At 48.7% G+C, this 13829-nt stretch carries 14 protein-coding genes and 1 rRNA gene; 8 read left to right on the top strand and 7 right to left on the bottom strand.

The features are described 5' to 3' along the window. Positions 1-116: 116 nt before the first annotated feature. Positions 117-1289 (top strand): DDE-type integrase/transposase/recombinase, encoded by a 1173-nt coding sequence (locus M1158_00785; GenBank protein ID MCL5099643.1) that lies wholly within the window; start codon positions 117-119, stop codon positions 1287-1289. Positions 1290-1291: 2 nt separating this feature from the next. Here M1158_00785 and M1158_00780 read toward each other — a convergent pair whose 3' ends face one another. Next, positions 1292-1834, bottom strand: a complete 543-nt coding sequence (locus tag M1158_00780; protein MCL5099642.1) for a hypothetical protein — start codon at positions 1832-1834, stop codon at positions 1292-1294. Positions 1835-1952: 118 nt separating this feature from the next. Between M1158_00780 and M1158_00775 the strand changes: the two genes are divergently transcribed. From M1158_00775 to M1158_00760, 4 genes are all read left to right on the top strand, one after another. Continuing rightward, the gene (locus tag M1158_00775) at positions 1953-2204 is read left to right on the top strand and encodes a hypothetical protein (GenBank protein MCL5099641.1); all 252 of its coding nucleotides are present in this window, start codon (positions 1953-1955) and stop codon (positions 2202-2204) included. 96 nt (positions 2205-2300) lie between these two features. Next, positions 2301-2540: a hypothetical protein gene (locus tag M1158_00770; protein MCL5099640.1), complete on the top strand. Its 240-nt coding sequence runs from the start codon at positions 2301-2303 to the stop codon at positions 2538-2540. A gap of 60 nt (positions 2541-2600) precedes the next feature. Then, entirely contained in the window at positions 2601-3047 is a 447-nt protein-coding gene (locus tag M1158_00765) for a hypothetical protein (protein MCL5099639.1), read from the top strand. Between the two features lie 273 nt (positions 3048-3320). After that, positions 3321-4253, top strand: coding sequence for a hypothetical protein (locus tag M1158_00760; GenBank protein MCL5099638.1), 933 nt, complete (start codon positions 3321-3323; stop codon positions 4251-4253). A gap of 7 nt (positions 4254-4260) precedes the next feature. Here M1158_00760 and M1158_00755 read toward each other — a convergent pair whose 3' ends face one another. Both M1158_00755 and M1158_00750 read right to left on the bottom strand, forming a co-directional pair. Then, positions 4261-4401 carry a hypothetical protein gene (locus M1158_00755; GenBank protein MCL5099637.1) on the bottom strand — a complete coding sequence of 47 codons (141 nt, stop codon included), beginning with the start codon at positions 4399-4401 and terminating at the stop codon, positions 4261-4263. A gap of 147 nt (positions 4402-4548) precedes the next feature. Beyond that, positions 4549-5577 (bottom strand): mRNA surveillance protein pelota, encoded by a 1029-nt coding sequence (locus M1158_00750; protein MCL5099636.1) that lies wholly within the window; start codon positions 5575-5577, stop codon positions 4549-4551. Positions 5578-5682: 105 nt separating this feature from the next. Between M1158_00750 and M1158_00745 the strand changes: the two genes are divergently transcribed. After that, positions 5683-6306, top strand: coding sequence for a DedA family protein (locus M1158_00745; protein ID MCL5099635.1), 624 nt, complete (start codon positions 5683-5685; stop codon positions 6304-6306). Between the two features lie 33 nt (positions 6307-6339). On the opposite strand, the gene M1158_00740 is transcribed toward M1158_00745, so the two are convergent. After that, positions 6340-6801: a hypothetical protein gene (locus M1158_00740; GenBank protein ID MCL5099634.1), complete on the bottom strand. Its 462-nt coding sequence runs from the start codon at positions 6799-6801 to the stop codon at positions 6340-6342. Positions 6802-6972: 171 nt separating this feature from the next. Between M1158_00740 and M1158_00735 the strand changes: the two genes are divergently transcribed. Both M1158_00735 and M1158_00730 read left to right on the top strand, forming a co-directional pair. Beyond that, positions 6973-7839 (top strand): exonuclease V, encoded by an 867-nt coding sequence (locus tag M1158_00735; protein ID MCL5099633.1) that lies wholly within the window; start codon positions 6973-6975, stop codon positions 7837-7839. A gap of 23 nt (positions 7840-7862) precedes the next feature. Beyond that, positions 7863-9662 carry an alanine--tRNA ligase gene (locus M1158_00730; GenBank protein ID MCL5099632.1) on the top strand — a complete coding sequence of 600 codons (1800 nt, stop codon included), beginning with the start codon at positions 7863-7865 and terminating at the stop codon, positions 9660-9662. A 27-nt stretch (positions 9663-9689) separates the two neighbouring features. On the opposite strand, the gene M1158_00725 is transcribed toward M1158_00730, so the two are convergent. The 3 genes from M1158_00725 to M1158_00715 form a co-directional block, all read right to left on the bottom strand. Continuing rightward, positions 9690-11672, bottom strand: coding sequence for a sodium-translocating pyrophosphatase (locus tag M1158_00725; protein ID MCL5099631.1), 1983 nt, complete (start codon positions 11670-11672; stop codon positions 9690-9692). A gap of 125 nt (positions 11673-11797) precedes the next feature. Next, positions 11798-12520 carry an SIMPL domain-containing protein gene (locus M1158_00720; GenBank protein MCL5099630.1) on the bottom strand — a complete coding sequence of 241 codons (723 nt, stop codon included), beginning with the start codon at positions 12518-12520 and terminating at the stop codon, positions 11798-11800. A 143-nt stretch (positions 12521-12663) separates the two neighbouring features. Then, a 16S ribosomal RNA gene (locus M1158_00715) occupies positions 12664-13829 on the bottom strand; the annotation flags it as partial.

The raw sequence follows: 13829 nt of genomic DNA, 5'->3' as shown, positions 1-13829 counted from the left end.
TGCCATATTAGAAGTATTATACTAATAAGTATTTAAACTTATCGTCGTATTCTTTAGTATAAATAATATACCAATAGGTATATATATCTTCTATTGCGTAGTATTACTGTGAGATTATGAATGCGGATTGCAATGTCTTGAAAAGGCAGTCTAATGTCAGGAAAGAGAGGGCGTCGGCGTTGCTCAACAAAGCGGTGCCAGAAGTGCTTGACGAAGGGGTTTATCTGGTGCCCTCTTCCGATAGGACTAAGAGATACAAGGTAAGCCACATAGATACCTATTCCTGCGACTGCCCTGATTTCATATATAGGTGCAAGGACAAGGGTCTCTATTGCAAGCACATAGACGCCATAATCCTGTTCAACAAGCTAAAGAACAAGGTCGAGATGGACGACTTCGACGTTGAGGGCATAATGGACGAGAAGATGTGCCCCAACTGCAAGAGCGAGAGGATAATACAGAAGGGTCTCAGGAAGAACAAGTCGGGAGCAAAGCAGAAATACAGGTGCTTAGAGTGCGGTGCCTTCTTCGTCCTTGACCCAACTAAGGGCATAAAGGGCAACGCTCGGATAGTTTGTCTTACCCTTGATATGTATTACAAAGGCAATAGTCTAAGGGACATTCAGGACACGCTCTACAAGAACTTCGGGCTGAAACTGCACAATGAGACAGTAAGACGCTGGATTAACCGCTTCATGGCAAGGATAAACGATTACACAGCAAACCTGAAACCACAGACAAGTGAGAGGATACACATAGACGAGCAGTCAGTCCAAATCGGCAAGGAGAACGAGTGGTGCTGGAACGTCCTTGACAATAAGACAAGGTTTCTGCTGGCTAACCAGATAACAAGGGCAAGGTTCATAAACGATGCAAGAAACATAATACAGAAGGCAAAGCCTTACCTATCGCAGAAGCCTAAGGAGATTGCCACAGACAAAGGGCAGTTCTACAAAAAGGCGATACGTCAAGAGTTCCCGACACATGGACGCTTGTTTGTCCCTGAGAGGCTTAGGGACAAGCCGCATGAGAGGGTCTATCACATGACAAAGAAGGTGGACAACCAGCTCATAGAGCGATATCATGCGACGTTTAGGGAGCGAGACAAGGTAATAAGAGGTCTAAAGAACGAAAAGACCGCCGAGCAATACATAGAGAATTGGAAGACGTATTACAACTTCATAAAACCACACATGACTTTTAACGGACTGACACCTTCTGAGGTTGCTGGGATAAGCATAGGTGCGAACAGGAATAGGTGGCTGAGCCTGATAAAATTAAGTCAGTGACCTTATTTAGAGTGGTGAATCCTTATGTGTTCGTTATATTCGCCATCAAGTTTGTCAATGTCCTCTTTTGTTCTATCCACTTTAGATTCTATTTTGGTTAATGAGTTTCCCATTTTTTCTAATCGCTTCGGGATAGATTCAGGATTATCTGGTTCAAATTGTTTTAATACATTTGATACTCTATTCCATGCTCTACCCGCAGAGAAGCTCGCCACAATTATACCTATAACAATGCTGGAACCCACTATAGGCACAAGGTTATCTACAATCCAATTTATGAAAGATGCAAATTGGTCATATATAGTATTTGTTGTGCTTGCGTTTAGTGGGTCGTGTAGGTAATTAATTTCAAAGGCAGATACTATGAGAATAAGCAGGCTTGCAAAGTAAATGACAATCAAGATGCTAAGTATATCTTCGAGTGGATTCTTAAAACGCTTATGGAATCTTCTATAAATATCCATTATGAAGTAAGCTAATACAAAGACAAAAGATACAATAAATACAGCAAGCACAAAAAGAGATACAAATACCCAAATTGCCATAGTCAGATTAAACATGCTATCTTTAAAAAGGTTTAATAATAGCGGAAACATAGCCTAACACTTTATTAGCATCAAAACTTAAGGTGCCGAATACGACATCCTGATTTAGGTGCCGAGTTTGTGGACAATACCTGTCCAGGAGAGCCTTGTTCAAAAACTACTACTTTATGGACAACTTCAAGGCTTTATGGAGAAAGATAAAGGCTCGAAGAAAATTCAGGTTACTTTCGATTTAGGTATTTATGAGATAGTCCAAGATCTTAAAGATAGAGTCTATAAGACAGATTCAGATTCTAAGGTCTGTGCCAGCATTATCGAGGCATTCTTAAATGAACACGGATACACAAAAGCAAACTTGGAGAGAAAATAGTCGTTTGATCCAAACTTCTTCAAATTGATGCTTATGTTAAGGTTTATAAACATATCTTCTCATATCTAAATGAGATAATTATATCAAGGTGATATGATGACCGATGGTGCCACTATTCCTGCATCAGTTACGTTCTACGATGTTGATAGTGTAGCCGATATAAAAGACCTTATAAAAATAGATCCGTTGATACTTGATGACAATTCACTTATCAATAAGATGGACGGTCTTAATTCAGATGATCTGCTATTAGTTAAGAAAGTTAGGAGTGGTGCTATAAAAATAGTTGATATAACAAAAATTGACCCTACTTTCATTAGCAAATATCTAAAGTAGGCTATTTCTATGACCAGATCTTTTATTCCGTATAGAATTATTTTTGATTTTAATGGGATAATGGAGATAAAGGAGAAATTAAATGGCACAACTTTTGCCAACTTTGTGTATAAACTTATGTATATCAACACAAATACATTGCAAAATAAGAGGAAACAAATTATAACCTCTAAAAAATCGTTTGATCGTTTTGCAACAGAGCTTACTAATGAAATAGATGATTCTACAATCAATATCTTAGAACCAGCAATAAGACCACAGAATGAGCCATTAGATATTGAAGCTATTGAGGATGAAGTAAAGCGAATATGGGAGCATACGCTTTATGTTAGTTCCAAAGACCCGCCATTTCAGAGTATAATCTTCACAGCTAATAGAAATCTAAGTGATTATGAAGCACTTAAAAAACAGGATAAAAAGGATAACATAATAATTAATGATGGTGATAAAGCCATCAATAACATAGAAACACTGTATAAAATATGCAAAGAAGGACACGAAAACTGATTTTGTCGTTTTAATCATAAATCTGTAGAATTAATCGTATTATTTCTACAAAGCCAAGGAATGGTGCGAGAAGAGGGGCATAAAATACAGGCTCATAGTTAGGTAGGGTTTTTAGACACTTTTTAGACAAACAAATGAGTTTTTAGACAGATTCAGAGTTTTTAAACAAGGCCGTCCAGGAGGGCTTTGCTAATAAATGCTGCTCATAAATCCTATTACTGAGCAGATTTAATAATTTATGAGCAGAATGTGATACTATCTATTAGTGAGCTTATGCCAAACGTAAATGACATAGTAATTAATCCAAGGATAAATGAGCTTCTCATTAAAATATTAGCTTTTAGGTATGACTATGAAAGACCGCTTACCGTAGGTACTACTGGAGCAAAAGTGCTATTGTCTTTACAATTATCAAAAGATGTTACTGCAATTTTAAAAAAATTCATGTCGGAGATGGAAAATCCACCATCCGAGCTTTACGAGGGATTATCTGATAGGGACAAAAGAGGCATATTGAGGGGCGAACTGAGAAAAACATTAATGGCAGTTTTAACTACTGAAGATACATTAAAGTTTGCAAAAGAAGTACTGGTAGACCATACTGTAAAAGGATATACTTGGAACAGTTGGAATGAACAGGGCGAACAGATTAAATATTGGCGCCCAGAGCTTATAGAGTCATTAAAGGAAAATGGAATACAATATGACGAAACCTCAAAGCAGTTCAGTTATGCAGACACTACGCTTACAATCTCTATAACACCGTATCTATCAAATGTATTTATAATGATGGATTTAGGTGAACCGTTATATGAGAATCTAAAAAATGAGATAAATAAGGCTTACAGTTATAGTTTGTTTACTTCTGCGCTTATGTTATCACGAAAATTAGTGGAGAATTTACTAATTGATATTTTAAGGAAAAAATATCCTGTTGCAATTAACGGTCTTGATGTGTATTACATTACCAACAAACGTCGCTTCAAGGATTTTTCTGTTCTTATAGATGAATTGGAGACAAGAAAGGCAAATTTCGCACCAGATGTGCCAGTAGTTGAAGTTATTTTGACGTTGATTAAACCAATAAGAGAAACCTCTAATTCTGGTGCGCACTCTCTAACTTTTTATTCAAATAAGAATGAGGTAGACGCACTAAAAATACCTGAACTAATAGAGCGACTAATCTACCTTAATAACAGGCTTTAATCCTAAATCAGTTTCTATCCCCCAACTCATACATCGCACTTATCAAGACTGTTATGTTGTAAGCTATCAGCTTGCACAGGAGTTCATTAGCCTGAGATACGTAGTTCTTGTTCTTGAGGAAGTCGCCGAGCTTGGTCTTTATAGCCATGTTCGTTGTCTCTACGTTGCTTCTTTTGTGGTAGTGAGTAAGGAACTCGTCCTGTTAGTATTCGAAGTAATGGAACATATTGCGCCATAGAAGCCTTGTCTGAGCCTATCCCCTGCATTAAAATCTGTCCAAGGTTTGGCCAGCGTCTCACACGATAGACGCTATGTCCTTGAAGGAATGGAGCTGCTGGCCCACCTCGTCGTCAGAGTTGAAGACTTTTATGGTTAACTTCTTCTCCTCGGCAGCGGCCAGCGCCTCCTGCACTTCGCTGGCGCCCAGCACACTGTCGTTCACGAGGACTGTCGAGGCTTCATACGCGCCTATCGCCTCCATTACGTTATTCGCTCCATAGCGCGATGATTTGCTGTCCAGGCCCTGCAGAAATTTCTCCATGAGCAGGAATTCATCGCGTATGCGCTCCTTCTCCAGTATCTCCGCCACGCGCTCGCCCTTTATGAGCTCGTAGACGCCGGAACGCTCCGGGGTGCTCGCTTGCTCTAGCATTAGCCGCTTGGTGAGCCTTTTTGTTATGCCATTCTCGTCCATGTACTTCTTGACGTCGTCCTTGGTGAAGCCCGGCCCTGCGAGTATCACCGTGTCTACTTTCATCTCTTCTATGGCATCAGATATTGCCTTGAAGTACTTCTTCTCCTGCTCGGCGAAGTCCTTGGGCGTCATCTTCTTGCTCAGGCCGCTGTATATCTCCTTCTTGAACTCTATGCCGTAGCCGAGCAGATATGCGGGCTGGGCCTTCTCGTCATCTGCCACTATTATGCCGAGCCTCGGCTTTTTCATGTCCGATACAGAGTCGCGCACCACTTCCAGCATGTAACTGGGCCATCTCGGCTTTGTGATCTCTATCGTGTCACCGGGCGCCACGTTGAGGGTGTGGTAGCTATTGAGCCTTATGTAGTCCATGGGCTTGCCCTCCACTATCTTGCCCATCACCCTAAGGCGCTCCGCGTTCTTGTCCAGCTCGGTCTTCTCGGTGCGCAGGCGCACCACCACTTCCTTGAGCTCGCCAACATCGCTTTCGCTGGACTTGAAGCGGCGCAGGCTCTGCGACTTCACGAGATCTCCGGGAAATATGACGCGCTGTATGGTCCATAGGTCTTCCAGCCTGTCGACCTTGACCTTAAGCGTCCCGTCGTTCTCGTAGAACTTTATGATGCGCATCAACAGTCCATCTCAGGAAACATATTTAGCATTAAAGATTGCGCGTTTCAGATGCGCCCCAACATTCATAAACCTTGATAGTCAAGTATTGCAGACGTGTTACTTATGGTTAGTTACATAATCTTAGGCATAATTTCTTCCCTCTTCAGCAACGCCTACGCCACAATACAAACGCTCATGTCGCATTACGGCCTGCTTGCGGTCTTCGGGCTGATGCTCCTCGAGAGCTCCTCGATTCCCGTGCCGAGCGAGGTGATACTCCCGCTCGCTGGGATATTCGTGGCGAACGGCACGTTGCGTTTCGTGCCTGCATACATTGCGGCGCTGCTTGGCAGCCTTGCAGGCATAGCGATAGACTATTACATAGGCTACTTCCTGGGCAAGGATGTAGTTTACAGGCACCTCAGGTTCTTCCACGTGACGCAGGAAAGGCTGGATGCCTTCGACGCATGGTTCGCACGCAACGGCCTCGCGGCCGTGTTCCTCTCAAGGCTCGTGCCCGTCATAAGGACGATAATGAGCTTCCCGGCGGGCTTTGCACGGATGGAGCCGAAGAGGTTCTTCGGGTATTCGGTTGCAGGCGCGGCGATATACGATGCCGTGCTCCTGATTTTCGGGATGAAGGCGCTCTCAACCAACAACGCAGTGATAACGCTAACAGCAGTTGGCATATTCGCGATAGCACTATATATCGTGTATAAATTCGCGCTGAAACACATTAGCAAGTAGGTTGGTCTCAGCTTTACATAGCTACTTTCATATTTAATTGGATGCGACAGGCAAGCTGCCAAGAAATCGGCCCCATAGGGGCCCTGCCGTACCAAAAGAGACAAAAAGTGAGATTATTGAAGCATTCACCAGTGTCACGTTTCCTGTGGCAGCCCCCGCATATATCGCAGCCACTGAACCTAAAAATGCCCCTCCCGTAACAAATGTTGCTATTAGCGTTGGTTTTGAGATCTTGGTTGCATTCGCAATGCCATCTATAAACCCAGATATATGATAGCTGATTCTTGTGTGGTATCCTGCCTTTTTCACTTCAAGCTTAAACTCCTCCCTTTCGGCCCTCTTCTCCTCCTTTCTTAGGAGACGCTGCTGCCTTCTTTCTGCGTTTAACGCTTCGACTGCATTGCGAGCGTTATCTGCGCGCGCATTAGCTGCATCCGACCGTTTTGAATAGTACTCATCAGTTGCAGTGTTCTTATTTTCCTTCGAGCCTAACATGGCCTCACCAGCACCTACTCACTATATCCACATATTTATGCTTTGCCCGTCTGGATAAATTTCCCGTCAAAACCTATTTATACGCATGACGTTAATTACCATTGTGATGAGTGAGGTAATCGCTGAGCTTTTAGCTATGACGATAAGTAGGCGGGCTGACTTTTCATGAACGTGCTTGAGAGACTGCACAAGACGAGCATACGCGCGACGGACATAGCCTCGCAGTACTGGTGCGAGCTCAAGATGGAGCTCGGCTACACCGTAGGCGAGAAGGTCACGGCCGAGATGCGGAAGGGGCGCAGCATGCACGAAGAGCTCGAGAACGAGGTGAACGAGCCCCTGCCTTTGGAGCCGAAGAGCTATGCAGATTATCTGTACAAGATGCTCTATACGAACAGCATGGCGCTCGATTCCCTGCACAAGAACAGGCGCACGCGCGAGGTGCAGGTCTACGGCTCGGTCAACGGCTACAAGCTAGTAGGCAAGATAGACGAGCTGCTCGTTCATGATGATGGGATAATGGTGAGCGAGGACAAGACCAAGTCCGAGAGGAGCCAGTTCTCCGAACCCCAGATAAGGCCGCACAGGGTGCAGGTCATGCTCTACAGGAAGATGCTGCAGGACCTGCGCGACGGCCTCTACACTTCAGAGAATTTCTGCAGGAGCTATGGAGTAGACAGGCTCTCTCTGACCGACGAGTTTACCAGGCAGCTGGATGCAATCGGCGTGGCCAAAGATGCGAGGAGCATAAGGCATGCCTCCAATGAGTTCTTCGAGAAGTGCACGAAGCTGGGCAGGCTGAGCAACACGGTGCAATTGCACTACATAGACCAGTTCAGCGGAAAGACGCTGAAAACCATGAGGCTGCAGTATACAGAGCAGGAATTCAATGATATAACGGCCTTTGCGATGAAGTACTGGACTGGGGAACGCAAGGCCGTGCCTGTACCTTTCGAAGAGAAATGGAAGTGCGACTACTGCATCTTCTTCGGCAAGCAGTGCAAGGTGTGGTGGCCGCAGAAGAAGCTTGATTCGTGATCTGATATACCCATGGTGTTGAGATGATTTCAACTTCTGAGCTGAAGAAGAAGTATATTGAGTTTTTCCAGAAGCATGGCCACAAGGTGATTGATAGCGCATCGCTCATACCGGAGAACGATCCGAGCGCGCTTTTCGTAATGGCAGGAATGCAGCCTCTCGCCCCGTTCCTGGCAGGCGAGCCGCATCCTTCCGGCAGGCGCATTTGCAGCATACAGAAATGCATACGCACCGTGGACATAGATGATGTGGGCGATTTGTGGCATCTCAGCTTCTTCGAAATGATGGGGAACTGGTCGCTGGGCGACTATTTCAAGGACGAAGCCATAAAGATGAGCTTCGAGTTCCTCACCGAGCAGCTCGGCATACCTGCAGAGCAGATAAGCGTTACATGCTTTGCAGGTGATGATGATGCACCGCGCGATGATGAATCCGCACGCATCTGGGAAAGCCTGGGCATGCCAAAAAACAGGATACACTTCCTCGGGAAACAGGACAACTGGTGGGGGCCTGTTGGGGAGACAGGGCCGTGCGGCCCAGACACTGAGATGTTCTACCATGTGCAGGAGATCCAAGAGAAAAACACAGAAGACTTTTTGAAGCTCACGGGCAACGGAGCGTTCTGCGAGATATGGAACGACGTGCTGATGCAGTACAACAAGACAAAGGATGGAAAATTCGAGCCGCTGTCACAGAAAAACGTCGATACAGGCATGGGTGTAGAACGCACGATCGCCGCGCTCAACGGCTTTGATAGCGTGTACGAATGCGACACGCTCGCGCCCATCCTTGGCAAGGTGCTGTCGCTGTCAAAACCAGGCATTGAAAGGACCAACCGCAGCGCGCGCATAATTACCGATCATATTCGCGCCGCGGTAATGATTCTAGGCGAAGACAAGCACATCGTGCCGAGCAACGTGGAGCAGGGATACATACTGCGCCGTTTCATAAGGAGGAGCATCAGGCATGCGAGGGGGCTCGGCCTCACTGGAAAGTTCTGCTCTGAGGTGGCCAAGGTAGTGATAGATGTTATGGGCGAGTACTATCCAGAACTCAAACGAAACAGCGGGCATATACTTGCCGAGCTCGATAAGGAAGAGGACAAGTTCTCTGCCGCGCTTGGGAACGGTACCGCGCATCTCGAAAGCATACTTGACAAGCTCGCCAAATCCAGCCAGAAGGAACTGAGCGCCAAGGATGCATTTGATTTATTCCAATCATTCGGGTTCCCACTTGAGATAACGGCAGAGATATGCACTGAGAGGGGCTTTAAGGTCGATCGCGAGGGCTTCAACGCGCTTATGAGGGAGCATCAGGAGCTCTCTCGGAAGGGGGCAGAGCAGAAATTCAAGGGCGGACTCGCGGACAACAGTGCCGAGACAACGAAGCTCCACACAGCAACGCACCTCCTCAACGAGGCGCTTAGGAAGGTCGTAGACCCTTCGATACACCAGATGGGATCGAACATCACTGCTGAAAGGCTCAGGTTCGACTTCAACTATGACAAGAAGCTCACCGACGAGCAGATAAAAAAGGTAGAGGACTGGGTCAATAACGTGATAAAGGCCGGTGCAGACGTCTCGTTCCGCACGATGAGCGTTGATGAGGCGAAGAGGCTCGGAGCGCAGGGAGTGTTCGAAAGCAGGTACGAGAGCACGGTAAAGGTCTATACGATCGCGAAAGACGGCACCGTTTACTCAATAGAGATCTGCGGCGGGCCGCATGTTAAGAACACGCGCGAGCTCGGCCATTTCAGGATAATCAAGCAGGAGGCTGTCGCTGCGGGAATCAGGCGCATCAAGGCAGTCGTGGAACAGAAATGAGCCCGGCACGCAGGCCGGGCAGAAGAATCAGAGCAGCGTGTACGCGACGAATATCGGCGCCAGCAGTATGCTTATGGTGCTAACGACCTTTATCATCGAGTTCAGCGACGGGCCTGCCGTGTCCTTGAGCGGGTCGCCGAGCGTGTCGCCCACTACTGCAGCTTTGTGCGCATCGCTGCCCTTGCCTCCGAAGTTGCCGCTCTCCACGTACTTCTTGGCGTTGTCCATAGCGCCGCCCGCATTGGCCATGAACAGGGCCAGCACAAAGCTTGTGGGTATCATGCCGACTAGCAGGCCGCCGAGCGCTGCCTTTCCGAGCACCAGGCCCACCACTATTGGCGTGCCTATCGCTATCACCTCTGGCACTATCAGCGACTTGAGCGCGTTTACCGTTGCTATGTCCACGGCCTTTGCGTAGTCTGGATTAGCCTTGCCCTGGAGCAGGCCTTTTATTGTCTTGACCTGCCTGCGCACCTCCTCGACCATCAAGTTTGCTGCATGCCCTACAGCCTCCATGAGGAAAGAGGAGAATATGAACGGCAGCAGCGCGCCTATGAATATGCCGATCGTCACCAATGGAGTGAGCGCGTCTATCGACGTCAGGCCTACAGCACTTGAAAAAGCAACGAAGAGCGCTACAGCGGACAGGGCCGCGCCGCCTATGGCGAAGCCCTTCGTCGTGGCCTTGGTCGTATTGCCTATGGCGTCAAGATGATCTGTTATCTTCCTGACGCTCGGCGCCATGCCGCTCATCTCGGCTATGCCGCCGGCATTGTCGGTTATCGGCCCGAACGAGTCGATCGTAAGAATCGTTGCTGTAAGTGAAAGCATGCCAACTGCGGCTATGCCTATGCCGTAGACGCTGTTGACCGCAAAGTAGCTGACGAATATGGCCGCGACTATTATGAGCACAGGCATCCACGTGCTCCTTAGGCCCACAGCCAGGCCCATGATAACGTCAGTCCCTGCTCCGCCCTTCGCTGCTGTTGCTATCTTTATCACCGGCTTGCTGACGTTGCCGGTGTAGTAGTCAGTAATCCAGAATATTAGTATTGCGATGACCAGGCCGGATGCCACGGACACGAAGTACGTTAGCGGCAAGCCCATCACGGCTGTAAGTACGAGATCAAGAATGCCAGAAACTACAACTGCCGTGAGTATTATGGCGTAGAGCGCTCTGACAGGCTTGGCGAAAGACTTTACGAGCACCATCGCGATAAGGCTGCCGACTATGCCGACGCCGGCAATGAGCAATGGATACGAAAACATGGAGGTTGTCACGCTCTTGATGCTGTTCGCTATGAGCAATGCTGCAACGAGCGTCACCGCGTAGCTCTCGAATACGTCTGCGCTCATTCCGGCGCAGTCGCCCACGTTGTCGCCCACGTTGTCCGCAATGACTGCTGGATTCCTAGGATCGTCCTCAGGCAGGTTGAGCTCAGTCTTGCCTACAAGATCAGCGCCCACGTCCGCAGCCTTGGTGTATATGCCGCCGCCGACCCTTGCAAACAGCGAGATGAGCGAGGCCCCGAAGCCGAATCCTATCAATATGGCGACCTTCGAAAGCGTTAGGTAAAGGAGAAGCAGCGATATGCTTATGAGGCCGAGGCCCACGGCAACGAAGCCCGTTACCGAGCCGCCAATCACCGCGAGGCTGAAAGCGTGCTTCACGCCTTTCTCGGCGCTCTTGGCCGTGCGCACGTTGGCGCGCACTGCCACGTTCATGCCTATGTAGGCCGTCAGGTAAGATGCGATTGCACCGGTAGCGAACGCGATATCAATCTCGCCGCCGTGTGGTATGAAGTAGAACAGTATAGCGAGTATGACGCCGAACGTGGCTATGGTCTTGAGCTGCCTGTTGAGGTAGGCTTTCGAGCCAGCGCGTATCGCCATAGATATCTCGCGCATCTTTGCAGTGCCTTCGGGCTGCCTGAGCGTGAAGTACGCCGCAAACAGCGAGAACAGCAGCGCGGCTACTCCGGCTGCTAGGGTATATATGTAGAAACTCATTTTATCCCCGAATCAAAAAGGACAGCTGGTATTCGCTGTGAAGGTTTAAAAAGATTCTGTGGGGAGCGCAGGCGGGCCGGTTGCTGGCCGCGGGCGCGCACCCATCCGGGATCCACGTGCTGCGCTTAGCTATAGGCGAACTGCGCACTGACGCTCACCGTGACGCCCACAAGGCCTCCGTAGAACAGCGAGTTGATGCTCGAGGGCGCGGCGCCGGCGGCAAGTTCCGCCCCGGTAAGCTCGGCAAACGGGTGTATGTAAAAGCCGCTTATGCTCACGTTCTGCAACGATATGCTCTTAGACACGGCCAATGCCTGCGCTGTGGCGTTCTGCAGCGCCAGCTGCACGGCTTCGACCCTGAGCACCGAGGTCTGGGCTGGCGTAAGCGCGGCCTGCACGCCACTTACGTACACGTTGGCCATAGAAGTTGAGGCGAGCAGCGCTGATGTCGCATTGGCAATTCCCGGCACTGTCACCTCAAGCCCCTCACTAGCCACGTAGAGCGTGCTGTTCACCGGCTTGCTGACCGCATATGAAATGGTCTTCATGTTGCTGACATTTCTGGATATGTACGGCTGCAGCGTATTGTTCAGGGCGGCCATGGTCGTTGACATGTTTTGCACAGCAGCTTGTGTGCTCGCACCAGTTCCGTTGACAAGCAGGAATATATCGGCTTCGCCTGGATACGCGGAGGCGTAACCAGTCGCACCAACAGTTATGATGCGCGCCTTCGCGTGCGTTCCTATCCCGTTCTGGAGCACGGCCAGCGCGTATACTATTGCGACCATCGCGATGAGGAATGCTATTACAACAAGGACCGTCTGCCCGCCTTCATGTACCTTGGCCATCTTACCACGCTTGACTAGCGCATTCAATATATTAATATGATGCGCAGAGCGTTAGGTTTCGCAGCGCTCACGCTGGGAAGCGAAAAACGCAGTCTTGAGGATTAATGCAGGTACCGAAATGCCTGCTTTTGCACACATTATTTTTGAGGTGATCTATCCGCAGGTTCCCCTACGGATACCTTGTTATACCTTACCCCTCCTCGCGGAACCTTAGTTCGAAAGCGACAGAGTCGCTGCCTCACTAAGACCCCACTTGGGTGAGTTGGTAGGCGGTGTGTGCAAGGAGCGGGGACAGATTCACCGCACGATAGTGACATGCGATTACTAGGGATTCCAGCTTCATGAGGGTGAGTTTCAACCCTCAATCCGAACTTAGGCCGGTTTTAGGGGATTTGCTTCGCCTTTCGACGTTGCATCTCATTGTACCGACCTTTGTATGCCGCGTGTAGCCCAGAAGATTCAGAGCATACTGACGTATCGTCGCCCTCTCCTTCCTCCTCTTTAAACAGAGGCGGTCCCAACAGAGTGCCCCCGGCATCTCTGCCAAGGTTGCAACTGTTGGCGAAGGTCTCGCTCGTTACCGGGTCAACGAATAATGCTCGCAACGATTAGGCTGTGACCGCGTATAAGCGTCACGAGCGCGCTCGGGTTTGCGACCCGCACGCGCGCACTGCCTGTTGTGTGTATCCCAAGCTTCTCGAGTATCAGTGCGTCGACGGGCTCAAGCCTGCCAAAATACAGGCCGTACCTGTCCTTGCCGCCGCTGACATCGAACATGCCGGCTATGTAGCTGCCTGAGTACTCGTTCCCGTACTTGAAGAGCTTATCCCTTCTTTCCAGCGCCTTGTCGAAACGCCTCTTGAGCTTCGAGTTGTAGAAGAACGCGCTAGTTCCCTGCGCCTGCTCCTCGAAAAGGATCTTGTTCGGCTCTACGCCGAACTCATCCATCGAGAGTTTCACGAACTTCTCTATAACTTCGTCTCTCTTTGACGTGACGCCAATGCGTTCACGAGTGCTCTGCACATACATTCCAAGCATGTAGCTTGTGTTTGGGGTCAACCTCAATCGTTGTGTCATAGCATCACTCTGTCAACTTACCGGACTTAACCGGACAGTTCACACCACGAGCTGACGGTCGCCATGCACTACCTCTCGGCTCGTCAGGCAAGATCTTCAGTCTGGCCTTCACCCTGCCGTCGCTTCTGGTAATATTTCCGACGTTGGATTCAATTAAACCGCAGCATCCACCCCTTGTGTGCTCCCCCGCCAATTGCTTTAAGTTTCAACCTTGCGGCCGTACTCCCCAGGC

The organism is Candidatus Marsarchaeota archaeon, from assembly GCA_023473665.1.
Lineage (GTDB): Archaea > Micrarchaeota > Micrarchaeia > Micrarchaeales > Micrarchaeaceae > JAMCYM01.
This window is presented reverse-complemented; position numbering and strand designations above follow the sequence as displayed.